Source organism: Pseudomonas svalbardensis (assembly GCF_030053115.1).
Classification (GTDB): domain Bacteria; phylum Pseudomonadota; class Gammaproteobacteria; order Pseudomonadales; family Pseudomonadaceae; genus Aquipseudomonas; species Aquipseudomonas svalbardensis.
Genome location: NZ_CP125619.1, coordinates 4,027,480 through 4,051,807 on the forward strand (window position 1 = coordinate 4,027,480; position 24,328 = coordinate 4,051,807).

Consider the following 24,328-nt stretch of genomic DNA (forward strand, 5'->3'; position numbering starts at 1 on the left):
TTTGCTGATCGAGTCCGTCATGAAGTTCGCCATCGCGCTGTTTTCCGCCGCCCATGCGCCCTCCTCGCGCCGCGCCTTGCTGTTCGCTCAGGCCGCGCTGGCCGGCGGGCATGAGATTGTCCGGTTGTTTTTCTATCAGGACGGCGTCTACAACGCCTCCGCAAGCGTGGTCACGCCGCAGGATGAGCTGGATTTGCCCAAGCAATGGCGCAACTTCGTCTCCGAGCATCAACTGGACGGTGTCGTGTGCATCGCCGCGGCCCTGCGCCGTGGTGTGTTGAACGAAGAAGAAGCCGGACGCTATCAGCGTGAAGCCGTTGCTGTAGGCGCGCCGTGGGAATTGTCCGGACTCGGCCAGTTGCATGACGCGGTGCAGGACGCTGACCGACTGATCTGTTTCGGAGGCGCGTGAGATGGCTAAATCCTTGCTGATAATCAGCCGTCAGGCGCCTTGGTCCGGGCCGAGTGCGCGCGAAGCGCTGGACATCGTGCTGGCCGGCGGTGCCTTTGATCTGCCGATCGGCCTGCTGTTTCTCGATGACGGGGTGTTCCAGCTCGCCGCGAAACAGGACGCCAAGGCCCTCCAGCAGAAGGACCTGAGCGCCAACCTGCAAGCCTTGCCGATGTTCGGTGTCGAAGACCTTTTCGTCTGTGGCGACAGTGCTGCAGAACGGGGTCTGGACCCGGCTGGTTTGTCGCTGGAAGAAGCTCAGGTGCTGGCAGCCCACGAAATCACTGCACTTATTGACCGTTACGACCAGGTGATCACCCTCTGATGTCGACTTTGCATGTGTTGTCTCATTCCCCGTTCGGCGACGATCGCCTGACCAGTTGCCTGCGCTTGATTGGCGCTGACGATGCGTTGCTGCTGACCGGTGACGCGGTTTATGCGTTGCAACCAGGCACCGCGCCGTTCAATGCGCTGAACGCCCGCAATCTGAAACTGTTCGTACTGGCCGAAGACGCCCAGGCTCGCGCGCTGGAGATTCCTGACACGGCCAAGGCCATCGATTACCCGGCCTTCGTCGAGCTGTCGATTCACTACGACAAGGTCAACAGTTGGCTATGAACTCCCTGACGGTCGGCGCACGCGCCATCGAGTTGGACAAGGACGGTTTCCTGGTCGAACTGAGCGACTGGTCCACTGACGTGGCCAGCGCCCTGGCCGCCGCCGAAGACATCGAGTTGAGCCCCGAACACTGGGAAATCCTCGAACTGCTGCGCAGTTTCTACGCCGAATTCCAGTTGTCGCCGGCCACTCGTCCGCTGATCAAGTACACCGCGCTGAAGCTGGGCCCGGACAAGGGCAATAGCCTGCACCTGAACCGACTGTTCAAAGGCACCCCTGCCAAACTCGCCGCGAAACTGGCGGGCCTGCCCAAACCGACGAATTGCTTATGACCGACTACCCAGCGCTGACCCTCGAAACACCCGCCGAACACCCGTTCGCCCAGTTCGTGCGCATTCTCGGCAAGGGCAAACGCGGCGCCCGCGACTTGACCCGCGAGGAAGCTCGCGAAGCCATGGGCATGGTGCTCGACCACAAGGTCGAGGACACCCAGCTCGGCGCGTTCCTGATGCTGTTGCGGCACAAGGAAGAAAGCGCCGAGGAGATGGCGGGTTTTACCGAAGCGTTGCGCGAACGTTTACAGGCACCCACGTTGAATGTGGATCTGGACTGGCCAACCTACGCCGGCAAGAAGCGTCATCTGCCGTGGTATCTGCTGGCGGCCAAATGCCTGGCGCAAAATGGTCTGCGCATTTTCATGCATGGCGGCGGCGCGCACACGGCGGGTCGGCTCTATAGCGAACAATTGCTGGATGAGTTGAAGATTCCGTTGTGCCGCGACTGGCAGCAGGTCGGCGACGCACTGGATAACGGCGGTCTGGCCTTCATGCCGCTGGTGGATTGGGCACCGCAGCTGCAACGAATGATCGACCTGCGCAATACGCTTGGCCTGCGCTCGCCGATCCATTCCCTGACGCGGATTCTCAATCCGTTGGGTGCTCGCTGTGGCCTGCAAAGCATTTTCCACCCCGGCTATCAGGCGGTGCATCGCGATGCCAGCGGTTTGATCGGTGATACCGCGATCGTGGTGAAAGGCGACGGCGGCGAAATCGAGATCAACCCGGACGCCGACAGTCACTTGTACGGCACCACTGGCGGCGAAAGCTGGGACGAGGAATGGCCGCAGTTGTCGGCACAACGCCACGTCAAACCGGCCACCCTCGATCCCGAGCATTTGAAAGCCGTGTGGTGTGGCGACGTGGTCGACAGCTACCCGCAAATGGCGCTGATCTCGACCATGGCCCTGGCCTTGCGCGGCCTCGGCCAAACCCGCGAACACGCCTTCGAAACCGCCCAGCAGTACTGGGATGCTCGGGACAGATCGATTTAACCGATCATAAGCGCCCACCCTTTGCGCTTTTTTATCGAACCTATGCGAATAGACTCCTCTCCAACGCTTATTGATTGAGGAGTCTTGAACATGGGATTGTTAGTTGAAGGTCGCTGGCATGACCAGTGGTACGAAAGCGGCAAGGACGGCGCGTTCCAGCGTGAACAAGCGCAACGCCGTAACTGGCTGACCGCTGACGGCAAACCCGGCCCGACAGGTGTCGGTGGCTTTGCGGCCGAGGCCGGTCGTTATCACCTCTACGTGTCCCTCGCCTGTCCATGGGCGCATCGCACGCTGATCCTGCGCAAACTCAAAGGCCTCGAAAGCCTCATCGACGTCTCGGTGGTCAGTTGGTTGATGCTGGAAAACGGCTGGACCTTCGACCAGAACCTCGGATCGACCGGCGACAAGCTCGATCATTTCAATTTCATGCACCAGCGCTACACCGCCGATACCGCCGACTACACCGGCCGCGTCACGGTGCCGGTGCTCTGGGACAAACAGCAAAATCGCATCGTCAACAATGAATCGGCGGAGATCATCCGCATGTTCAATGGCGCCTTTGATGATTTGACGGGTAATGACCTGGATTTCTACCCGGCGCCGCTGCGGGGCGAGATCGATGCACTGAACGAACGGATTTATCCGGCGGTGAACAATGGCGTATATCGCGCAGGGTTTGCCACGTCGCAGCAGGCTTATGAAGAGGCGTTCGACGGGTTGTTCGAGGAGCTTGATCGGCTGGAACAGCTATTGGGCGCCAATCGTTACCTGACCGGCGAATACCTGACTGAAGCTGATATTCGGTTGTTCACAACGTTGATTCGCTTTGATGCCGTGTATCACGGGCACTTCAAGTGCAACCTGCGTCGGATTGCCGATTACCCGAACCTGTCGAACTGGCTGCGGGAGATTTATCAGTGGCCGGGGATTGCCGAGACGGTGGATTTCGAGCACATCAAGAATCATTACTACGGCAGCCACAAGACCATCAATCCGACCGGGATCGTGCCTAAAGGGCCGGCGCAGGATTTCACGGCACCACATGATCGCGAGCGGTTGAGCGGGAAAGGGGTTTGGCGCAGAGCTTAAGATTTATTCAGGTCTCAAGGCCCCTTCGCGAGCAGGCTCGCTCCCACATTTGATTTGTGTCGTTCACAAATCCCCTGTGGGAGCGAGCCTGCTCGCGAAGGAGGCGACTCGGTCTTCAGACCTGCGCCTGCGCGCCCTCGAACCACGCCAGTTTCTCGCGCAATTGCACCACTTCCCCAACGATCACCAGCGTCGGCGCATGCACTTCATGCTCCGCCACCAGCCGTGGAAGGTCCGCCAAGGTTCCGGTAAACACCCGCTGATTGACGGTGGTGCCCTGCTGGATCAACGCCGCCGGCGTATCCGCTGCGCGACCATGCTTGATCAATTGCTCGCAGATGATCGGCAAGCCCACCAACCCCATGTAAAACACCAGGGTTTGTGCCGGTGCAACCAGGTCGGCCCACGGCAAATCGGTGGAACCGTCCTTCAGGTGCCCGGTGACAAAACGCACCGACTGCGCGTAATCGCGGTGCGTCAGCGGAATCCCGGCATACGCCGCGCAACCGCTGGCCGCCGTGATACCCGGCACCACCTGAAACGGGATGCCATGGGCCGCCAGTTCTTCGATCTCTTCACCGCCACGACCGAAGATGAACGGATCACCGCCCTTCAACCGCACGACCCGCTTGCCTTGCTTGGCCAAATCCACCAATAGCTGGTTGATCTGATCCTGGGGCACGGCGTGATCGGCGCGACGCTTGCCGACGTAAACCCGTTCGGCATCGCGACGGCACAAATCCAGAATCGCGGGCGCCACCAAGCGGTCATACAGCACCACATCAGCTTGCTGCATCAAACGCAACGCGCGGAAGGTCAGCAAGTCCGGATCACCCGGCCCTGCGCCCACCAGATAAACTTCGCCGGTGGCTACAGGTGCTTCACCATTGATCTTCGCCAGCATCAAGCGCTCGGCTTCGGCGCCCTGCCCGGCCAGTTGTCGATCGGCAATCGGGCCCTGGAACACGTCTTCCCAGAACGCCCGACGCTGCTGCACATCCGGGAACAGGCGTTTGACCTGGCTGCGGAAACGCGCCGCCAGACCGGCCAATTGACCGTAGGTGGAAGGAATCCAGGTCTCCAGTTTGGCGCGGATCAACCGCGCCAGCACCGGCGCGTCGCCGCCACTCGATACCGCAATGATCAAAGGGGAACGGTCGACGATCGCCGGGAAGATCACGCTGCACAAGGCCGGCGCATCCACCACGTTGACCGGCACGCAACGCCGATGGGCATCGGCGGAGACTTGCGCGTTCAGCGGTTCGTCGTCGGTGGCGGCAATGATCAGCCCGCAACCGTCCAGGTCCGCTTCGACATAGCCACGCACCAGACATTCGCCACCGCTGCCGGCAACCAGCTCACGCAGTTGCGGCTCGATTTCAGGTGCGACCACCCGCAGCAGCGCACCGGCTTCGGCCAGCAGGCGGGATTTGCGCAAGGCAATCTCCCCTCCGCCGACGACCAAGACACGACTGCCGCGAAGGTTATGGAACAGCGGCAGATAGTCCATTTAGCCGATGACCTCAAGGCCACCCATGTAAGGTTTCAGCACGTCCGGCACTCGGATCGAACCGTCGGCCTGCTGATAGTTTTCCAGCACCGCGACCAAGGTACGACCGACCGCAAGGCCGGAACCGTTCAGGGTGTGAACCAGTTCAGGCTTGCCGGTTTCCGGGTTGCGGAAACGCGCTTGCATACGACGGGCCTGGAAGTCGCCGCAGTTGGAGCACGACGAAATCTCACGGTACTTGTCCTGGCTCGGGATCCACACTTCCAGGTCGTAGGTCTTGACCGCGCTGAAGCCCATGTCGCCGGTGCACAGTGCAATAGTGCGATACGGCAGCTCGAGCAATTGCAGGACTTTCTCGGCGTTGGCAGTCAGGCCTTCGAGCGCGTCCATCGAAGTTGATGGCTCAACGATCTGGACCATTTCAACCTTGTCGAATTGGTGTTGACGAATCATGCCGCGAGTATCGCGACCCGACGCACCGGCTTCGCTGCGGAAGCACGGCGTGTGCGCAACGAACTTGATTGGCAGCAGTTTCGAATCGACGATTTCGCCCGCGACGATGTTGGTGAGCGACACTTCAGCAGTCGGGATCAGGTACAGATCGGCTTCGCCTTCGCGGCTGATCTTGAACAGGTCTTCTTCGAACTTCGGCAGTTGACCCGTACCTTGCAGCGCCGGCGCTTGAACCAGATAAGGCGTGTAGGCCTCTTCGTAACCGTGTTCGCTGGTGTGCAGGTTGATCATGAACTGCGCCAGGGCGCGGTGCATACGAGCAATCGGACCACGCAACAGGGCGAAACGGGCACCGGACAACTTGGCGGCAGTTTCGAAGTCCAGCCAGCCGAATTTCTCGCCCAAGGCGACGTGATCCTGAACCGGGAAATCGAACGCGGTCGGGGTGCCCCAACGGCGCACTTCGACGTTGCCGTCTTCGTCATCACCGATCGGCACGGATTCGTGCGGCAGGTTCGGGATGCCGAGCAGGATCGAGTCCAGATCGGTCTGGATCCCGTCCAGCTCGACTTTACCGTCACTCAACTCGTTCGCCATGCGCTCGACGTCGGCCATCAGCGGCGCGATGTCTTCGCCGCGCTGCTTGGCCTGGCCGATGGATTTGGAGCGCGCATTACGGTCAGCCTGCAGTGCTTCGGTGCGGGTCTGGACGGTCTTGCGCTGTTCTTCCAGCGCTTCGATGCGCGCAACATCCAGCGTGTAGCCACGGGATGCCAGGCGGTCCGCTACGTCCTGAAGGTTGCTACGTAACAGTTTGGAATCGAGCATGTCGGTCTCTCGTTATCAAAGTTTGGTCAAGGACAGGCCAGCCCAGGTAGCGAGCAGCCCGCCGAATACGCTGATGGCAGCATAGACAAAAGCCAGCGGTATTTGCCCGGTTTCCAGCAGACGCACCGTATCCAGTGAAAAAGATGAAAAAGTCGTCAGCCCCCCGAGGAAGCCGACCATCAACCCGGCGCGCACCTCAATCGGCACCTCCGGGCGTACTAAAAACAGACCGTATAGAACGCCGATCAGCAAACAGCCGACGATATTAACGGCCAGCGTCGCGGTATAGAAGTGCCGCGGCCAATTAGCGTTGATCCAGTTACCGGTGGCAAAGCGTAAAAGCGTTCCGGCGATACCGCCCACAGAAACGGCAACGATCAAAGGGATCACTATTTTCTCCGCTGCCGGGGGCTGAGACGGTCAAGTTGCGCGAGGTGATTGAGCTTCTCGCCGATCTTCAGCTCCAGGCCACGCGGCACCGGCTGATAGAACGGTTGTGGCTCGAGTTCTTCCGGGAAGTAGTCTTCGCCAGCGGCGTAAGCGTCCGGTTCATCGTGCGCGTAACGGTATTCGTCTCCATAACCCAGTTGCTTCATCAATTTGGTCGGCGCGTTGCGCAGGTGCAGCGGCACTTCCAGCGAACCGTGTTCGGTGGCGCTGCGCATCGCGGCTTTGAAACCCATGTACACCGCGTTGCTTTTCGGCGCGCAAGCCAGATAGGTAATGGCCTGGGCCACTGCCAACTCGCCTTCGGGGCTGCCGAGGCGTTCCTGCACTTCCCACGCCGCCAGGCACAGGCTCAAGGCGCGCGGGTCGGCGTTGCCAATGTCTTCGCTGGCCATGCGCACCACGCGCCGGGCCAGGTACAGCGGATCGCAACCGCCGTCGATCATCCGCGCAAACCAGTACAGCGCGCCGTCGGGATTAGAGCCGCGCACCGACTTATGCAGCGCAGAGATCTGGTCGTAGAACGCTTCGCCGCCCTTGTCGAAACGCCGACGGGTATCACCGAGCAGACTTTGCAGCAGGTCGACGCCGATCTCGCTGTTGTCTTCAGCCAGGTCCGAGGCGTTTTCCAGCAAGTTCAGCAGACGCCGGCCATCGCCATCGGCAGCCGACAGCAGCATCTGGAAGCCTTCATCGCTGAGGGTCAGTTGCCGCGCTCCCAAACCACGCTCTTCGGTGAGGGCTCGATGCACCAGCTTACGCAGGGCCGCTTCGTCGAGGCTTTTGAGCACGTAGACGCGGGCCCGTGAGAGCAACGCGTTGTTGAGTTCAAACGAGGGGTTTTCAGTGGTCGCGCCGATGAAAATCAGCGTGCCGTCTTCAACGTACGGCAGGAACGCATCCTGCTGGGACTTGTTGAAACGGTGCACTTCATCGACAAACAGGATGGTCCGCTTGCCGTACTGCCCGGCCTGCTGCTTGGCGATTTCCACCGCCTGGCGGATTTCCTTCACGCCGGCCAGTACCGCAGAGACCGTTTCGAAGTGCGCGTCCGAGACTTCCGCCAGCAGCCGCGCCAGGGTGGTTTTTCCCACGCCCGGCGGCCCCCAGAAGATCATCGAGTGCAGGGCACCCTGCTCCAGGGCTTCGCGCAAAGGCTTGCCGCGAGCGAGCAGGTGTTCCTGACCGACATACTCGTCCAGATTGGCTGCCCGCAAACGGGCGGCCAAGGGCTGAGCAATCGGGGCACTGCGAAACAGGTCCATCACTACTTATGAAACCTCACTGGGTCCTGATGCCGATCAGTCAAGGATTGAACAGCGCGGCTCCTGCGGGAGCGGGCTTGCTCCGGGCGGCGTTCCGACGAATGCGGTGTGTCCGACAACATTGATGGCGACTGACACGCCCTCATTCGCGAGCAAGCCCGCTCCCACAGGTACGGCGTTTTATTCCTGGATCACATCGGCACCCTTGGGGATGTCGAACTTGAACCTGGACGCCGGGATCGGTTCGTTGGCTTTCACGCCGGTGAACAGGATGTTGGTGCGCTGACCGACGCTGTCGATCATCTGCATGTCATTGACCAGGCCGTTACGGAACGACAGGCGCAGGCTGTCGAACAGGGTGTCCTTGGTTTTCGGCTTCAAGGTGAAGTCGATCACGCCACCGGCTTCCTTGGCGCTGATGTCGAAGCTCTGGCTGATCTTGGACACGTCACCGGACAGCAGCAACGCCGGGGTCTGGGTCAGGCGCTGATCGAGGTTCTTGATGGTGGCCTGCTCCAGGTCCGGATCCCACAACGTCACCTTCTTGCCGTCGGAGACCATCGTTTGTTCGGCCGGCGCGTTGGTGTGCCAGTAAAACAAGCCAGGACGCTGCAAGGACATTTCCCCCGCTGTTTCCTGCAATTGGGTGCCGCTGCCGTCGAGGGTCAGCTGGGAGAAACGCGCGGTCAGGGTCTGGGATTTTTCCAGCAATTGGGTCAGACGCGCCACGTCCTTGTCATCGGCGTGGGCCGAGAGTGTGGTCAAAGCCAAAACAGGCAGCAACAGCATGCGGATAAGACGCATGGGAGTCCTCATAACATTCGTGGGGTGCGATGGCGCGTCATTACGCCACCGCGTTTCAATCAATTCAGTCGCGTACCGGGCCCGGAGCCAGGACTTCACGCGAACCGTTGGTGTTCATGGACGTCACGACCCCGGCCATTTCCATGGCTTCGATCATGCGTGCGGCGCGGTTGTAGCCGATTTTCAGCTTGCGCTGAACCGCAGAGATGGACGCTCGACGGCTTTCCAGTACGAACTGCACCGCTTCGTCGTAGAGCGCGTCGGATTCACTGTCTTCGTCGCCACCACTGCCGCCTTCAAAGCCACTACCCGGCTCTTCGACACCGGCGAGAATCTCGTCGTTGTATTCCGGTGCGCCGCGCAGTTTCCAGGCTTCGACCACCCGGTGAACTTCGTCATCGGACACAAAGGCACCGTGGACACGAATCGGCAGACTGGTGCCCGGCGGCATGTAAAGCATGTCACCGTGGCCCAGCAGTTGTTCGGCACCGCCCTGATCGATGATGGTTCGCGAGTCGATCTTGCTCGACACCTGGAACGCCATACGGGTCGGAATGTTGGCCTTGATCAGACCGGTGATCACATCAACCGACGGCCGCTGCGTCGCAAGGATCAAGTGGATACCGGCAGCACGCGCCTTCTGGGCGATACGGGCGATCAGTTCTTCCACCTTCTTGCCGACGATCATCATCATGTCGGCAAATTCGTCCACCACCACGACAATCGTCGGCAGCTTGGTCAGCAGCGGCGCTTCGTCGTGAATGCTTTCGCGCTTGTACAACGGGTCGGTCAGCGGCGTACCGGCGTCCTGGGCTTCCTTGACCTTGGCATTGAAGCCCGACAGGTTACGCACGCCCATTTTCGCCATCAGTTTGTAGCGACGCTCCATCTCCGCCACGCTCCAGCGCAGGGCGTTGGCGGCATCCTTCATGTCGGTCACGACCGGGCACAACAGGTGCGGAATGCCTTCGTAGATCGACAGCTCAAGCATTTTCGGGTCGATCATGATCAGCTTGGCGTCTTCCGGGCCGGACTTGAACAGGATCGACAGGATCATCGCGTTCACGCCCACCGATTTACCGGAACCGGTCGTACCGGCTACCAGCAAGTGAGGCATTTTCGCCAGGTCGGTGATGACCGGCTTGCCACCAATGTCGTGACCCAGGGCCAAAGTAACCGGCGACTTGAAGTTGTCGTACTCAGGGGTCGACAGCACTTCGGAGAAACGCACGATCTGCCGGTCTTCGTTAGGAATCTCGATACCGACGGTGGTCTTGCCCGGAATCACTTCCACCACACGCACGCTGGTCACGGCCAGGGAACGTGCCAGGTCTTTCGCCAGATTGGAGATGCGGCTGACCTTGACGCCGGCCGCCGGCTGGATTTCGTAACGGGTAATCACCGGGCCCGGGTGAATCGAATCCACCGAGACTTCGACGCCGAATTCCTTGAGCTTGATTTCCAGCAAGTGGCCGACGGCTGCCAGCGACTCTGGGGAATAATTGAGTTGTTTCTTCTCTGCCGGGTCGAGAATCGAGATCGGCGGCAAGGTGCCTTCGACGGCGCTGTCGACGAACAACGGCGCCTGTTTCTCTTTTTCCACGCGCTTGCTGGGCGCCGATGGTTTGGGCGGCGCTGGGGCAATCACCGGTGGCACCTGCTTCTCGCGGTCCGACATGTGTTTGCTCAGGGCCTGCTCACGTTCGATCAGACGCTCCTTGACCTTGGCCTGCTCGCGTTTGTCGGTGACGGTCGGCGCCACCACGTCATGGACGCGGTCGTCGACTTCACGCAATTGGGCGACCAGTTGTTTGCGTTCGGTACGGGCGGCCCACCAGCGGTTGGCCGCGCCCTGGAACAATTCGAACAGGTCGAGGGTGATCTTGCCGGTGAGGTCCATCACTTTGAACCACGACAGGTCGGTGAACACCGTCAGGCCGAACAGGAACAATGCAATGAACAACAGCGTACTGCCCTGGATATTCAGGGCGTTCCTGGCCAGATCACCGAGGCTTTCGCCCAAAGCGCCGCCAGCGCCGGCCGGCAGACCGGTCGCGGCGTGGAAGTGAATATGGGCCAGGGCCGCGCCCGACAGCACCAGAAACACCAGGCCGATCAGGCGCCAGGAGAACAGCCAGCCACTCCACTCCCACTGCTCGTGGCGTTGACGGAAGATTTGAAAAGCCTTGATCGCCAGCAACAGCGGGAAGATGTAGGCGAAGTAACCCAGCACCATGAACAGGATATCGGCGCTGTAGGAGCCGACCGGTCCGCCGAAGTTCTGCACATCGTCGATCTTGCTGTTATGGCTCCAGCCCGGATCGTCCTTGCCGTAGGTCAACAAGGCCATCATCAGGAACAGGCACAAGCCGCCGATGGCGATCAATGCACCTTCCTTGAGTCGGTAGTGCAATTGCTGGCGCCAGAGCGGAACGACTGTTTTTGGTGCTGCGGTGGATTTCTTCAAAACGCTTCTTTTCCTGCGCCTATGGCGCGTCCATCTGTTGAATGACTATAAAAACTGCCCAATCCAGGCAGGTAAAAAAGTTAACAGGCGCAACCGGGACTACTTTTAACACTACGCTCCGGTTTTTATAAACACGGCGCGCGGCGCTTATTTTATTACAAACACTGTAACAGGCAGGCATTGTACGGGTTTGTTCGTCCGATGCCATGCTTGAAACCCAAGGTGTAGCATAGCCAACAGCACATAACGCGCGGTTCAATTTGAGCATGCATTCTCTTTTGTGACAAAGGCTTATGAGGTGTTTTTATGAGCGAAGCGAAGCATTCCCGCCTGATCATTCTGGGTTCCGGCCCTGCCGGTTACAGCGCAGCCGTTTATGCCGCCCGCGCCAACCTCAATCCCGTTGTCATTACCGGCATACAGGCAGGTGGCCAGCTCACCACCACCGTCGAAGTCGATAACTGGCCCGGTGATGTCGAAGGCCTCACCGGACCGGTACTGATGGAACGCATGCAAAAACACGCCGAGCGCTTTCACACAGAGATCGTTTACGACCACATCCACACTGCCAAGTTGCAACAGCGCCCGTTCGAACTCATCGGCGACAGCGGCACTTACACCTGTGATGCGCTGATTATTGCCACCGGTGCCTCGGCGCAATACCTGGGGCTTCCATCGGAAGAGACTTTTGCTGGCAAAGGGGTGTCGGCCTGCGCGACGTGCGATGGTTTCTTCTACCGCAATCAGGTGGTCGCAGTCGTTGGCGGCGGCAACACGGCAGTTGAAGAGGCGCTGTACCTGTCAAACATTGCCAAGGAAGTTCACCTGATTCACCGGCGCGACAAGTTGCGATCGGAGAAGATTCTTCAGGACAAGCTCTTCGAAAAAGCCGCCAAAGGTAATATCCGCCTGCACTGGAACCAGAATCTGGATGAAGTGCTGGGTGATGCCAGCGGTGTGACCGGCGCCCGCCTGCGGGACAGCCACACTGGCGAAACCAGTGAATTGCCGCTGACCGGTGTGTTCATCGCTATTGGCCACAAACCCAACACCGACCTGTTCGAGGGCCAGTTGAAAATGCGTGACGGCTATCTGCTGGTCAAGGGTGGCAGCGAAGGCGATGCTACCAGCACCGAAATCGCAGGCGTGTTTGCCGCCGGTGACGTGGCCGATCACGTTTACCGCCAGGCCGTGACGTCTGCCGGGGCCGGCTGCATGGCCGCGCTGGACGCCGAGAAGTATCTCGACGACATTCCAGTCGTTTGACGGCACACTTTACGGCGGGCCCATCAGCCCGCCACTGCCCTCCCCTTCTGCAAGCCCGGATGCCATGCTGACTTGGTTACAACGCAATACCCTGACCTTCCCGCCCCTGGAAAAAGCCATGCGCGATCCCAACGGGCTGTTGGCCGCGGGCGGGGATCTGTCCGCCGATCGTCTGATTCAGGCCTATCGCCACGGCTGTTTTCCGTGGTTCTCGGAAGGCCAGCCGATTCTCTGGTGGTCGCCGGATCCGCGCACCGTACTGTTTCCCGACGAACTGCATGTCTCGCGCAGCCTGAACAAACTGCTGCGCCAGCAACGCTATCAAGTGACCTTTGATCAGGATTTTGCCGCGGTCATCCGCGCTTGCGCCGCGCCTCGGGATTACGCCGACGGCACCTGGATCACAGAAGCCATGCAGAACGCCTACCTCGAGCTGCACAGGCGTGGCTACGCGCATTCGGTGGAAGTCTGGGACCAGGGCGAATTGGTCGGCGGGCTCTATGGCCTGGCAATGGGGCAGCTGTTTTTCGGCGAATCCATGTTCAGCCGCGCCGACAACGCCTCGAAATATGGCTTTGCCGCACTGGTCCGACATCTGAAAGACTCAGGCTTTGTGCTGATCGACTGCCAGATGCCTACCGATCATCTGCACAGCCTCGGCGCCCGAGCGATTCCACGCAGCGAGTTTGCCGACTACCTTGCGCAGCATCTGGATCAACCCAGCCGTGCAACCTGGGTTTGCTGAGCGACTTTTGCGCGCGTGGCTTACACTTAATTCAAAAGCTATCCCGAGGGTTGATCATGACCGAGTTGGCGCGCTTGAAGTTCTATGCCACTCAGCCCCACTCTTGCAGTTATCTGCCCGAGGAACAGGCCACAACCCTGTTTCTCGACCCTAGTCAGCCCATGGATGTGCATGTCTACGCAGACCTGTCTGAAATGGGTTTCCGTCGCAGCGGCGATCATCTTTACCGGCCCCATTGCCAGAATTGCAACGCGTGCGTGCCGGCGCGCATCCCGGTGCCGCAATTTTCGCCCAACCGCCAGCAGAAACGCATCTTCAAGCGCAATGCCGACTTGCAGATACGTCCCGCCAGGCCAGGGTTCAGCGAAGAGTATTTCGACCTTTATCAGCGCTATATCGAACAGCGTCACGCCGATGGCGATATGTACCCGCCGAGTCGCGATCAGTTTGCGACGTTCCTGGTACGTGACTTGCCGTTTTCCCGGTTCTACGAATTTCGCCTCGAAGGACGATTGGTGGCAGTGGCCGTCACCGACTTACTGCCGAACGGTCTGTCGGCGGTTTATACCTTCTACGAGCCCGCTGAAGAACGCCGCAGCCTGGGGCGCTATGCGATTCTCTGGCAAATCACCGAGGCTCAGCGTCTGGGGCTGGAAGCCGTCTATCTGGGCTATTGGATCAAAAACTGCAAAAAGATGAGCTACAAGACTCAATATCGCCCTATCGAACTGCTGATTAATCAGCGCTGGGTCATCCTGAACTAAAGCAAGCCGTAAACCCCTTGGCTTAAACCCCATTTTTCGGGCACAATGCACGCCGCTTTTGCCTGGCGCAGTTGCACCGGGCCATTCATTGGACACCGAGGGCTTTACTGCATGTCGAAAGAAGACAGCTTCGAAATGGAAGGCACTGTCGTCGACACCCTGCCCAACACCATGTTTCGTGTGGAGTTGGAAAATGGGCACGTCGTAACCGCGCATATCTCCGGCAAGATGCGCAAGAACTACATTCGTATTCTTACCGGCGACAAAGTGCGCGTCGAGCTGACGCCCTATGACTTGAGCAAAGGGCGCATCACTTACCGCGCTCGCTAATCAAGTCAATACAAAACGCCCGGTTTATGCCGGGCGTTTTTGTGTGTCCGGGGTTTAACAGCTGCCGTCGGAAACCCACAGGGGATCGGTGTAGATCCGGTGGACAGCAAAAAGGCGCCTTTCGGCGCCTTTTGCTTTCTTGCGATAACTGTCAGGCCATTTCAGCCGTGGTCTCGAAGTCGAAGGTCAGCTCGCCGTCCTTGAGATCGATGTGAACCACACCACCATGGTCGGCCAGTTCGCCAAAGAGAATCTCTTCCGCCAGCGGACGCTTGATCTTGTCCTGGATCAAACGCGCCATCGGCCGAGCCCCCATTGCCGAGTCGTAGCCGCCGGCTGCCAGCCAACTGCGCGCCGCGTCCGTCACTTCCAGCTGCACGCGCTTGTCTTCCAGCTGCGCCTGAAGCTCGGTAAGGAACTTGTCCACCACGCTTTTGATGACCTCATGGCTGAGGCGACCAAACTGGATAATGGTGTCCAGACGGTTGCGGAACTCTGGCGTGAAGCTCTTCTTGATCACTTCCATCGCATCGGACGAGTGGTCCTGATGGGTGAAACCGATCGAAGCGCGAGCTGCCGTTTCGGCACCGGCGTTGGTCGTCATGATGACGATCACGTTACGGAAATCCGCCTTGCGCCCGTTGTTATCGGTCAGCGTACCGTGGTCCATCACCTGCAGCAGCAGGTTGAAGACTTCCGGATGCGCCTTCTCGATTTCATCGAGCAACAGCACGCAGTGAGGCTGCTTGGTGATGGCTTCGGTCAGCAGACCGCCCTGGTCGAACCCAACATAACCTGGAGGTGCACCGATCAGACGCGATACGGTGTGGCGCTCCATGTACTCGGACATGTCGAAGCGAACCAGCTCGATGCCCAACGCCTTGGCCAGCTGACGCGCCGCTTCGGTTTTACCGACACCGGTAGGCCCTGCGAACAGGAACGAACCGACTGGCTTGTCAGGCGACTTGAGGCCGGCACGGGACAGTTTGATCGCAGTCGACAGTGAGTCGATCGCGGCATCCTGGCCAAACACTGTCAGTTTCAGGTCACGCTCAAGGTTACGCAGCAGCTCTCTGTCGGAGCTGTTGACGTGCTTAGGTGGAATCCGCGCGATTTTCGCAACGATGTCCTCGACCTGAGGCACTTCGATACGTTTTACACGCTTCTCGATCGGTTGCAGACGCTGGTAGGCACCCGCCTCGTCGATGACGTCGATGGCCTTGTCCGGCATGTGCCGGTCATTGATGTAGCGTGAGGCCAGCTCAGCCGCCGCACGCAGGGCTTCATCGCTGTATTCAATGCCGTGGTGCGCTTCGAAACGCCCTTTCAGGCCGCGCAGGATGCTGATGGTGTCTTCTACCGAAGGCTCCGACACATCGACCTTCTGGAAGCGTCGTGCCAAGGCACGGTCCTTCTCGAAGATCCCGCGAAATTCCTGGAACGTGGTCGAACCGATGCAACGGATATCACCCGACGACAGCAGCGGCTTGAGCAGGTTCGAGGCATCCATGACGCCACCGGACGCGGCACCCGCACCAATGATGGTGTGGATTTCGTCGATGAACAGGATCGCTTGCGGACGTTTTTTCAGCTCATTGAGCAGCGCCTTGAAGCGCTTCTCGAAATCGCCGCGGTATTTGGTCCCGGCCAGCAAGGCCCCCAGATCGAGGGAATACACCACGCTGTTAGCCAGCAGGTCCGGCACCTGGTTGTCGACAATGCGTTTGGCCAGGCCTTCGGCAATCGCGGTTTTACCCACGCCCGCCTCGCCCACCAGCAACGGATTGTTTTTGCGACGACGCGCCAGGATCTGCGCAACGCGCTCGACTTCCAGCTCACGGCCTACCAATGGATCGATTCGACCCTGGCGCGCGAGTTCGTTGAGGTTGCTGGCATAAGCATCCAGAGGATTGCCTGAAGAAGAAGACTCACCGCCCTCGTCGTCCTGCATATCTTGTTCACCTTCAGAGTGATCGCCATGCCCCGGCACTTTGGAAATGCCGTGTGCGATGTAGTTGACGACATCGATGCGCGCAACGCTCTGCTGTTTCAGCAGGAACACCGCCTGACTCTCTTGCTCACTGAAGATCGCGACCAGTACGTTGGCGCCAGTCACTTCGCGCTTGCCCGAGCTCTGTACGTGAAAGACAGCACGTTGCAGAACACGCTGAAAGCCCAAGGTTGGCTGGGTCTCACGATCCTCGTCATGAACGGGGATCAATGGCGTGGTGGAGTCGATGAACTCCTGCAGATCGTGCTTGAGTTTGTCGAGGTTTGCGCCGCAGGCACGCAAAACGGTGGCGGCAGCCTCATTGTCCAATAGGGCCAGCAGGAGGTGCTCGACGGTCATGAATTCATGACGCTTCGAACGGGCCTCCTTGAAGGCAAGATTGAGGGTGACTTCGAGCTCGCGGTTTAACATAGCTTCACCTCATACCCAAGTGGTCGGCGATTAACCGTCCTTCTCGATTTCACAGAGTAGCGGATGCTGGCTTTCCCTGGCGTACTGGTTGACCTGCATGGCCTTAGTCTCGGCGATGTCGCGGGTAAACACTCCACATACTGCCCGTCCTTCTGTGTGGACGGCCAGCATGACCTTGGTCGCCAGCTCGCGATTCAGGTTAAAAAACACCTCGAGCACTTCGACGACGAAATCCATCGGTGTGTAGTCATCATTAAACAAAACCACCTTGTACATCGGCGGCGCCTGTAAAGCAGGCTTTGCCTCCTGAACAGCAATGCCTGCGGAATCGTCGTCGTGTGAATCAGGGTGATCCTGATTGAATGTTAGTCGAATCTGGCTGATTGCATGCATGGAAAGAAAGGTTCGTCAGTTGTGCAAATACAGTGGTGGGGGCGGCTATGGGCGATTTCAACTCCGACTGCCCGGTCACCTTGACTATCGGGAAAACGGTGTTACAACCAATAGAGCCCACAGTGGGTAAAAAAGGTCCGCGGAGTCAATCTTATTTCCAGGAAATGACTGCGGATGTACTGGATGATACTCCAGTGATGGAGTCTGTTGCAGAGGGATATGGGTATGTCAGGCGTCAAGGTCAGCGGCAAGGTCAAATGGTTCAACAATGCCAAGGGATTTGGCTTCATCAATACCGAAGCCAAAGAAGGTTTCGACGAGGATGGCCACCAGATTGATTTTTTTGCTCATTATTCGGCCATTGAAATGGACGGTTATAAGACGCTCAAGGCTGGGCAGGTGATAAGTTTTGAAATTGAGCAGGCCCCAAAAGGCCTGCACGCCAAAAATATCAGCGCCCCCAAAGAGACGCAACCCGTCACTGCGCCCACCGACCAGCAGACTGTTAAGGCATAAGTTCGAACCCGTCATCCAGTCATAAAAAAACCGCCCAAAGGCGGTTTTTTTGTGCCGACTCGCTTACATATGCGAAATCAGCGCATCACCGAACGCGGACGAAGACAGCAGTTTCGCGCCTTCCATCAGACGTTCGAAGTCATAGGTCACGGTCTTGGCGGAAATCGCGCCGTTGGTGCCCTTGATGATCAGATCGGCAGCTTCGGTCCAGCCCATGTGGCGCAGCATCATCTCAGCGGACAGGATCAGGGAGCCCGGGTTGACCTGGTCCTTGCCAGCGTACTTCGGCGCAGTACCGTGGGTCGCTTCGAACATCGCAATGGTGTCAGACAGGTTGGCACCCGGTGCGATACCGATACCGCCCACTTCTGCCGCCAGAGCGTCGGAGAGGTAGTCGCCGTTCAGGTTCAGGGTCGCGATCACATCGTATTCGGCCGGGCGCAGCAGGATCTGCTGGAGCATGGCGTCGGCGATGGCGTCTTTGACGATGACGTTCTTGCCGGTTTTCGGGTTTTTGAACTGCATCCACGGACCGCCATCGAGCAGGGTCGCGCCGAACTCTTCAGCCGCCACTTCGTAGGCCCATTCCTTGAAGGCACCTTCGGTGAACTTCATGATGTTGCCTTTGTGCACGATGGTCAGCGAGTCGCGGTCGTTGTCGACCACATACTGCAGCGCTTTTCGCGCCAGACGCTTGGTGCCTTGCAGGGAAACCGGCTTGATGCCGATACCGCAGTTCTCGTCGAAACGGATCTTGGTAACGCCCATTTCTTCTTTGAGGAACTTGATGACCTTGGTCGCTTCCGGCGAACCGGCTTTCCATTCGATACCGGCGTAGATGTCTTCCGAATTCTCACGGAAGATCGTCATGTCGACGTCGCCTGGCTTCTTGACCGGGCTAGGTACGCCTTCGAACCAGCGCACCGGGCGCAGGCACACATAAAGGTCGAGTTGTTGACGCAGGGCCACGTTCAGGGAACGGATGCCGCCACCGACCGGGGTGGTCAGAGGGCCCTTGATGGAAACCACGTAATCCTTGACCGCGTCCAGGGTTTCCTGGGGTAGCCAGGTGTCCTGATCGTAAACCTGAGTCGCTTTTTCCCCGGCGTAGACTTCCATCCAGGAAATTTTGCGCTCGCCGCCGTAAGCCTTCTTAACAGCAGCATCGACAACCTTGATCATGACCGGGCTGATATCAACGCCAATACCATCACCTTCGATGAAGGGGATGATCGGGTTGTTAGGAACATTGAGAGAATGGTCCGCGTTGACGGTGATTTTGTCGCCGACTGCTGGAACCTGAATCTTCTTGTATCCCATGCTGAACTCCATTGTTTGGATTGAACATCTGGCTTCGTTCGAGCGTACCCCAGTTAAATCGGCACGCAAACCCTCTGTTCTATCCATCTACCGCAAAGCTGCACAGTTCGCGGTGTACAAGCCTGAAAGCAAAGGGAAAAGCGCCAAACTCAAGCACGGTGCAAGACTCTACGCCCCCCTCGCCCCTGCGACCTTTAGACCAATGGACGAAAATCGTTGCGCATGAACCATCGGCAGATTGCCAGCTACCTATGTATAATGCCGCCCGCTGACCACAGAGTCACGACGGCCGATCTCTCTACGACGAGACTTTGGGCCCGAAAAAGCGGGACCGCTACCGCAGTCCACCCGCTTGACGCTCGACTGATGCACCCAACATCACCGCGAAGAAATCTCGACATTCGGCTCATGGATGACTTTGAACGAACGCGCTTACCCGGCGCCCTCGAGTTTTTCTGCGCACGCTTTAGCAAAGAAGAGAGAGTTAATCCGAATATGCCCACCCGCTCGAAGATCATCTATACCTTCACCGACGAAGCTCCCGCCCTCGCCACCTATTCACTGTTGCCTATCGTAGAGGCCTTCACCGCCTCCGCTGATATCGCCGTGGAAACCCGCGATATCTCTCTTGCAGGGCGCATCCTGGCCAGCTTCCCCGAGCAACTGGGTGACAAAGCCGTAGCCGACCACCTCGCCGAACTGGGCGACCTGGCCGTTACGCCTGAAGCCAACATCATCAAGTTGCCGAACATCAGCGCGTCGGTTCCGCAACTGCAAGCCGCGATCAAGGAACTGCAAGCCCAGGGCTTCGCACTGCCTGACTACCCGGAAACCGTGACCAGCGACGCCGACAAGCTCGCCAAGTCGCGTTACGACAAGATCAAGGGCAGCGCCGTGAACCCGGTTCTGCGTGAAGGTAACTCCGATCGTCGTGCACCGCTATCGGTCAAGAATTACGCACGCAAGCACCCGCACAAAATGGGCGCCTGGGCTGCGGACTCCAAGTCCCACGTCGCACACATGAGCACCGGCGATTTCTACGGCAGCGAAAAAGCTGCCCTGATCGACGCCGCTGACGCCGTCAAAATCGAACTGATCGCTCAAGACGGCACCACCACCGTCCTGAAAGAAAAAACCACCGTACAAGCCGGTGAGATCCTCGATTGCGCGGTCATGAGCAAAAACGCTCTGCGCAGCTTCATCGCTGCCGAGATCGAAGACGCCAAGCAAAAAGGCGTGCTGCTGTCGGTTCACTTGAAAGCCACCATGATGAAGGTCTCCGACCCGATCATGTTCGGCCAGATCGTTGCCGAGTTCTATAAAGACGCACTGGCCAAGCACGCTGACGTGCTGGCACAGATCGGCTTCAACCTGAACAACGGCATCGGCGACCTGTACGCTCGCATCAAGGCTTTGCCAGCAGAGCAACAAGCGCAGATCGAAGCGGATATCCAGGCGGTCTACGCCGCTCGTCCGTCGTTGGCCATGGTCAACTCCGACAAAGGCATCACTAACCTGCACGTGCCGAGCGACGTTATCGTCGACGCCTCGATGCCAGCGATGATCCGTGACTCCGGCAAAATGTGGGGCACTGACGGTCAGTTGCACGACACCAAGGCTGTGATCCCGGATCGCTGCTACGCCACCATCTACCAGGCGGTAATCGAAGACTGCAAGGCTAACGGTGCTTTCGATCCAACCACCATGGGCAGCGTGCCAAACGTTGGCCTGATGGCGAAAAAAGCCGAAGAGTACGGCTCGCACGACAAGACTTTCCAGATCAAGGCCAACGGCGTAGTTCGGGTTTCCGACGGTGCCGGTCGCACTCTGCTGGAACAGTCGGTTGAAGCCGGCGACATCTTCCGCATGTGCCAGACCAAAGACGCGCCGATTCAGGATTGGGTCAAACTGGCCGTCAACCGTGCTCGCGCAAGCGCGACTCCAGCCATTTTCTGGCTGGACCCAATGCGCGCTCACGACGGCGTTGTGATCGAGAAAGTTCAGGCTTACCTGAAGGATCACGACACCTCAGGGCTGGACATCCGCATCATGTCGCCAGTCGACGCGATGGCCTTCACTCTGGGTCGTACCCGCGAAGGCAAGGACACCATCTCGGTGACCGGCAACGTACTGCGCGACTACCTGACGGACCTGTTCCCGATCATGGAACTGGGCACCAGCGCCAAGATGCTGTCGATTGTTCCACTGATGAACGGCGGCGGTCTGTTCGAAACCGGCGCCGGCGGTTCGGCACCGAAGCACGTTCAGCAGCTGCTGGAAGAAAACTTCCTGCGCTGGGATTCCCTGGGCGAGTTCCTGGCCCTGGCCGCGTCCCTGGAGCACCTGGGTGTGACGTACAACAACCCTAAGGCGCTGGTTCTGGCCAAGACCCTGGATCAGGCCACTGGCCAGTTCCTGGACAACAACAAGTCGCCATCGCGCAAAGTCGGCAACATCGACAACCGCGGCAGCCACTTCTACCTGGCGCTGTACTGGGCACAAGCCCTGGCTGCCCAGACCGTAGACGCTGCACTGCAAGCGCAGTTCGGCGAACTGGCCAAAACCCTGACCGAGAACGAAGCAACCATCGTTGCCGAGCTCAACGCCGTTCAGGGCAAGCCAGTGGACATCGGCGGTTACTACCATGCCAATGCCGAGCTGATCAGCAAGGCCATGCGCCCAAGCAACACTTTCAACGCCGCGATCGCTGCGTTGGTTTAAGGTTGTAAGGATGCAAAGAAGCCCCGGCCCTGCGCCGGGGTTTCTGTTTGTAGCGTTTACACATTTTTACCTGTGGAAACCGGATCAAATGTGGGAGAGAGCCTGCTCGCGAATGCGGTTTATCATTCAAAATCAATATTGACTGGCCCACCGCTTTCGCGAGCAGGCTCGCTCCCACATTGATCTTTGTTCCAACATAAAAAATTGAGGAAGTCTCATGGATTGGCTACCCCACATCACCGTCGCGACCATCGTCGAAGACAACGGCCGCTTCCTGATGGTCGAAGAATCCAAGGGCGGACGAACGGTGCTCAACCAGCCCGCCGGCCATCTGGACCCGGACGAAACCCTGATCGAGGCCGCCGTACGCGAAACCCTCGAAGAAACCGGCTGGGATGTCGAGCCGACCGGCGTGGTAGGCATTTACCTCTACACCGCCCCGAGCAATGGCGTGACTTATCAGCGGGTCTGCTTCACCGCAAAACCGCTCAAACATCACCCCGACTATCAGTTGGACGACGGCATCGTCGGCGCAAAATGGCTGACGCGTGACGAACTGCTGGCACAGCGCGCAAACTGGCGCAGTGAGCTGATCATCCGTTGTATTGATGATTATCTGGACGGCAAACTCTTCGGCCTCGAACTGATCCGCCCTTCTCTTTAGCCTTGCGGGCTTCGGCCTGTTAGAATCGCGTCCTTTTTCAAGACACTCATTGAATCCCTATGCGTGATCCAGCCCCTTCTGACACACAAAAGAAGCGCGTCATTGTCGGCATGTCCGGCGGCGTGGACTCTTCCGTTTCCGCTCTCTTGCTGATCGAGCAGGGTTATGAGGTGGAAGGCCTGTTCATGAAGAACTGGGAAGAAGACGATGGAACGGAATACTGCACCGCCATGGATGACCTGGCGGACGCCCAGGCCGTGTGCGACAAGATTGGCATCAAGCTGCACACCGCCAACTTCGCCGCCGAGTACTGGGACAACGTGTTCGAGCACTTCCTGGCCGAATACAAGGCCGGTCGCACGCCAAACCCGGACATCCTCTGCAACCGCGAGATCAAGTTCAAGGCGTTCCTCGACTACGCCATGATGCTCGGCGCCGACCTGATCGCCACCGGTCACTACGTGCGCCGCCGCGACATCGATGGCCGTACCGAACTGCTCAAGGGCCTGGACCCGAACAAGGACCAGAGTTACTTCCTGCACGCCGTCGGCGGTGAACAGATCGCCAAGACCCTGTTCCCGGTCGGCGAGCTGGAAAAACCCGAAGTCCGCGCGATTGCCGAGAAACACGAACTCGCCACCGCAAAGAAAAAGGATTCCACCGGGATCTGCTTTATCGGCGAGCGCCGCTTCAGCGACTTCCTCAAGCAGTACCTGCCGGCCCAGCCAGGCGAGATCAAGACCACCGAAGGCGAAGTCATCGGCCGTCACCACGGCTTGATGTATCACACCATTGGCCAGCGTCAGGGCCTGGGCATCGGCGGCTTGAAAGATGCTAGTGACGAGCCGTGGTACGTGCTGATCAAGGACCTGGAACACAACGAGCTGATCGTTGGCCAGGGCAATGACCACCCGTATCTGTTCTCCCGCGCCCTGCTCGCTTCTGACATCTATTGGGTCAACCCGATCGATCTGAGCGAACCGCGCCGGTTGACCGCTAAAGTCCGCTATCGCCAAAGCGACCAGCCTTGCACGCTGGAAAAGACCGCCACTGGCTACCGCGCCACCTTCGATGACCCGCAACGCGCGGTCACCCCGGGCCAGTCCGTGGTGTTCTACGACGGTGAGATCTGCCTCGGCGGCGGCGTGATCGAAGTGGCCGAGCCATGGAGCAGCAAGGCATGAACCCCACTCAGGAGCAACTGACGGCACTGGGCGGCGTATTCCTCGCCGCCGTGCTGGTCGACAAGATCGCCAAGACCGGCCAGACCACCGAAGCAGGCCTGACCTGCATGCTCGGCAGCCTGCTGATTCGCGACCCAAAGGACACGCTTGAGGTCTACGGCGGCGACGACATCAACCTGCGTGAAGGCTATCGCGCGTTGATCGGCGCCCTTGAGCGCGACCCAAGCACCCTGCAGCGCGAACCGCTGCGTTATGCGCTGGCGATGCTCGGCCTGGAGCGTCAACTGGCCAAGCGCAACGACATGCTGGACGAGATCGGCAAACGCTTGCCGCAGATTCAGTCCCAGGTCGAGCACTTCGGTCCGGCGCACGAAAACGTGATTGCTGCCTGCGGTGCGCTGTACCAGGACACCCTGAGTACCCTGCGCCAACGAATTCAGGTCCACGGCGACATGCGCAATCTGCAGCAACCAAGCAACGCTTCGAAAATCCGCGCCCTGTTGCTGGCCGGAATTCGTTCGGCGCGCCTGTGGCGGCAGTTGGGCGGTCACCGCTGGCAGCTGGTGATCAGCCGTCGCAAGTTGCTGAAAGAGCTTTACCCGCTGATGCGCAGCAACTGAACCGCGCCCGCAAGACCGTTTGTAATTTGTAACGCGTAAGACGCTGGTCAGTTGGCAACGGACCGGCGGATTTTTTCATGTATGATACGCGCCCCATTTCGTTGCCCGACTGTCCGAG

General features: G+C 58.9%; 24 protein-coding genes. 15 read left to right on the top strand and 9 right to left on the bottom strand.

Annotated elements, in window-relative coordinates:
• Positions 1–19: 19 nt before the first annotated feature.
• From tusD to QFX16_RS18620, 6 genes are all read left to right on the top strand, one after another.
• Positions 20–412 (top strand): sulfurtransferase complex subunit TusD, encoded by a 393-nt coding sequence (tusD, locus tag QFX16_RS18595; protein ID WP_283184601.1) that lies wholly within the window; start codon positions 20–22, stop codon positions 410–412.
• A 1-nt stretch (position 413) separates the two neighbouring features.
• A complete protein-coding gene (gene tusC, locus QFX16_RS18600) occupies positions 414–776 on the top strand; it encodes a sulfurtransferase complex subunit TusC (RefSeq protein ID WP_283180850.1) in 363 nt (120 codons plus the stop codon).
• Positions 776–1,069: a sulfurtransferase complex subunit TusB gene (tusB, locus tag QFX16_RS18605; RefSeq protein WP_283180851.1), complete on the top strand. Its 294-nt coding sequence runs from the start codon at positions 776–778 to the stop codon at positions 1,067–1,069. The genes tusC and tusB overlap by 1 nt, the downstream gene beginning before the upstream one ends.
• Positions 1,066–1,401 (top strand): TusE/DsrC/DsvC family sulfur relay protein, encoded by a 336-nt coding sequence (locus QFX16_RS18610; protein WP_046049415.1) that lies wholly within the window; start codon positions 1,066–1,068, stop codon positions 1,399–1,401. Before tusB ends, QFX16_RS18610 begins: the two co-directional genes overlap by 4 nt.
• Entirely contained in the window at positions 1,398–2,399 is a 1,002-nt protein-coding gene (locus tag QFX16_RS18615; protein ID WP_283180852.1) for a glycosyl transferase family protein, read from the top strand. The genes QFX16_RS18610 and QFX16_RS18615 overlap by 4 nt, the downstream gene beginning before the upstream one ends.
• 90 nt (positions 2,400–2,489) lie before the next feature.
• Positions 2,490–3,491 carry a glutathione S-transferase family protein gene (locus QFX16_RS18620; RefSeq protein ID WP_283180853.1) on the top strand — a complete coding sequence of 334 codons (1,002 nt, stop codon included), beginning with the start codon at positions 2,490–2,492 and terminating at the stop codon, positions 3,489–3,491.
• A 115-nt stretch (positions 3,492–3,606) separates the two neighbouring features.
• Here QFX16_RS18620 and cysG read toward each other — a convergent pair whose 3' ends face one another.
• From cysG to QFX16_RS18650, 6 genes are all read right to left on the bottom strand, one after another.
• Complete coding sequence (gene cysG / locus QFX16_RS18625) at positions 3,607–5,001, bottom strand: siroheme synthase CysG (protein ID WP_283180854.1); 1,395 nt, start codon at positions 4,999–5,001, stop codon at positions 3,607–3,609.
• Positions 5,002–6,282, bottom strand: coding sequence for a serine--tRNA ligase (serS, locus tag QFX16_RS18630; RefSeq protein WP_283180855.1), 1,281 nt, complete (start codon positions 6,280–6,282; stop codon positions 5,002–5,004).
• A 15-nt stretch (positions 6,283–6,297) separates the two neighbouring features.
• Positions 6,298–6,672 (bottom strand): fluoride efflux transporter CrcB, encoded by a 375-nt coding sequence (crcB, locus tag QFX16_RS18635; protein WP_008154847.1) that lies wholly within the window; start codon positions 6,670–6,672, stop codon positions 6,298–6,300.
• Positions 6,672–7,994, bottom strand: a complete 1,323-nt coding sequence (locus QFX16_RS18640; RefSeq protein ID WP_282377712.1) for a replication-associated recombination protein A — start codon at positions 7,992–7,994, stop codon at positions 6,672–6,674. Before QFX16_RS18640 ends, crcB begins: the two co-directional genes overlap by 1 nt.
• A 180-nt stretch (positions 7,995–8,174) precedes the next feature.
• Entirely contained in the window at positions 8,175–8,798 is a 624-nt protein-coding gene (gene lolA / locus QFX16_RS18645) for an outer membrane lipoprotein periplasmic chaperone LolA (protein WP_150656273.1), read from the bottom strand.
• Between the two features lie 64 nt (positions 8,799–8,862).
• Complete coding sequence (locus QFX16_RS18650) at positions 8,863–11,265, bottom strand: DNA translocase FtsK (protein WP_283180856.1); 2,403 nt, start codon at positions 11,263–11,265, stop codon at positions 8,863–8,865.
• Between the two features lie 306 nt (positions 11,266–11,571).
• Here QFX16_RS18650 and trxB point away from each other — a divergent pair, with 306 nt between their 5' ends.
• From trxB to infA, 4 genes are all read left to right on the top strand, one after another.
• Positions 11,572–12,531 carry a thioredoxin-disulfide reductase gene (gene trxB / locus QFX16_RS18655; protein ID WP_283180857.1) on the top strand — a complete coding sequence of 320 codons (960 nt, stop codon included), beginning with the start codon at positions 11,572–11,574 and terminating at the stop codon, positions 12,529–12,531.
• 64 nt (positions 12,532–12,595) lie between these two features.
• Positions 12,596–13,276 (top strand): leucyl/phenylalanyl-tRNA--protein transferase, encoded by a 681-nt coding sequence (gene aat / locus QFX16_RS18660; RefSeq protein ID WP_283180858.1) that lies wholly within the window; start codon positions 12,596–12,598, stop codon positions 13,274–13,276.
• A gap of 56 nt (positions 13,277–13,332) precedes the next feature.
• A complete protein-coding gene (locus QFX16_RS18665) occupies positions 13,333–14,040 on the top strand; it encodes an arginyltransferase (RefSeq protein ID WP_283180859.1) in 708 nt (235 codons plus the stop codon).
• 111 nt (positions 14,041–14,151) lie between these two features.
• The gene (gene infA, locus QFX16_RS18670; protein WP_002553999.1) at positions 14,152–14,370 is read left to right on the top strand and encodes a translation initiation factor IF-1; all 219 of its coding nucleotides are present in this window, start codon (positions 14,152–14,154) and stop codon (positions 14,368–14,370) included.
• Between the two features lie 151 nt (positions 14,371–14,521).
• Here the strand turns inward: infA and clpA are convergent, their stop codons facing one another.
• Positions 14,522–16,792, bottom strand: a complete 2,271-nt coding sequence (clpA, locus tag QFX16_RS18675) for an ATP-dependent Clp protease ATP-binding subunit ClpA (RefSeq protein ID WP_283180860.1) — start codon at positions 16,790–16,792, stop codon at positions 14,522–14,524.
• A gap of 30 nt (positions 16,793–16,822) precedes the next feature.
• Complete coding sequence (gene clpS, locus QFX16_RS18680) at positions 16,823–17,185, bottom strand: ATP-dependent Clp protease adapter ClpS (protein ID WP_027925124.1); 363 nt, start codon at positions 17,183–17,185, stop codon at positions 16,823–16,825.
• Positions 17,186–17,410: 225 nt separating this feature from the next.
• On the opposite strand from clpS, the gene QFX16_RS18685 reads away from it, so the two are divergent.
• Positions 17,411–17,701 (top strand): cold shock domain-containing protein, encoded by a 291-nt coding sequence (locus QFX16_RS18685; protein WP_283180861.1) that lies wholly within the window; start codon positions 17,411–17,413, stop codon positions 17,699–17,701.
• 63 nt (positions 17,702–17,764) lie between these two features.
• Here the strand turns inward: QFX16_RS18685 and icd are convergent, their stop codons facing one another.
• The gene (gene icd, locus QFX16_RS18690) at positions 17,765–19,021 is read right to left on the bottom strand and encodes an NADP-dependent isocitrate dehydrogenase (protein WP_283180862.1); all 1,257 of its coding nucleotides are present in this window, start codon (positions 19,019–19,021) and stop codon (positions 17,765–17,767) included.
• Between the two features lie 495 nt (positions 19,022–19,516).
• Here icd and QFX16_RS18695 point away from each other — a divergent pair, with 495 nt between their 5' ends.
• The 4 genes from QFX16_RS18695 to hflD all read left to right on the top strand — a co-directional run bounded on the left by QFX16_RS18695 (position 19,517) and on the right by hflD (position 24,210).
• Complete coding sequence (locus QFX16_RS18695; RefSeq protein WP_283180863.1) at positions 19,517–21,742, top strand: NADP-dependent isocitrate dehydrogenase; 2,226 nt, start codon at positions 19,517–19,519, stop codon at positions 21,740–21,742.
• Between the two features lie 217 nt (positions 21,743–21,959).
• On the top strand, positions 21,960–22,406 hold the full coding sequence (locus tag QFX16_RS18700; RefSeq protein WP_149630301.1) for an NUDIX hydrolase: 447 nt from the start codon (positions 21,960–21,962) through the stop codon (positions 22,404–22,406).
• Between the two features lie 59 nt (positions 22,407–22,465).
• Positions 22,466–23,590 (top strand): tRNA 2-thiouridine(34) synthase MnmA, encoded by a 1,125-nt coding sequence (mnmA, locus tag QFX16_RS18705; RefSeq protein WP_283180864.1) that lies wholly within the window; start codon positions 22,466–22,468, stop codon positions 23,588–23,590.
• Complete coding sequence (gene hflD, locus QFX16_RS18710; protein ID WP_283180865.1) at positions 23,587–24,210, top strand: high frequency lysogenization protein HflD; 624 nt, start codon at positions 23,587–23,589, stop codon at positions 24,208–24,210. Before mnmA ends, hflD begins: the two co-directional genes overlap by 4 nt.
• Positions 24,211–24,328: the final 118 nt, after the last annotated feature.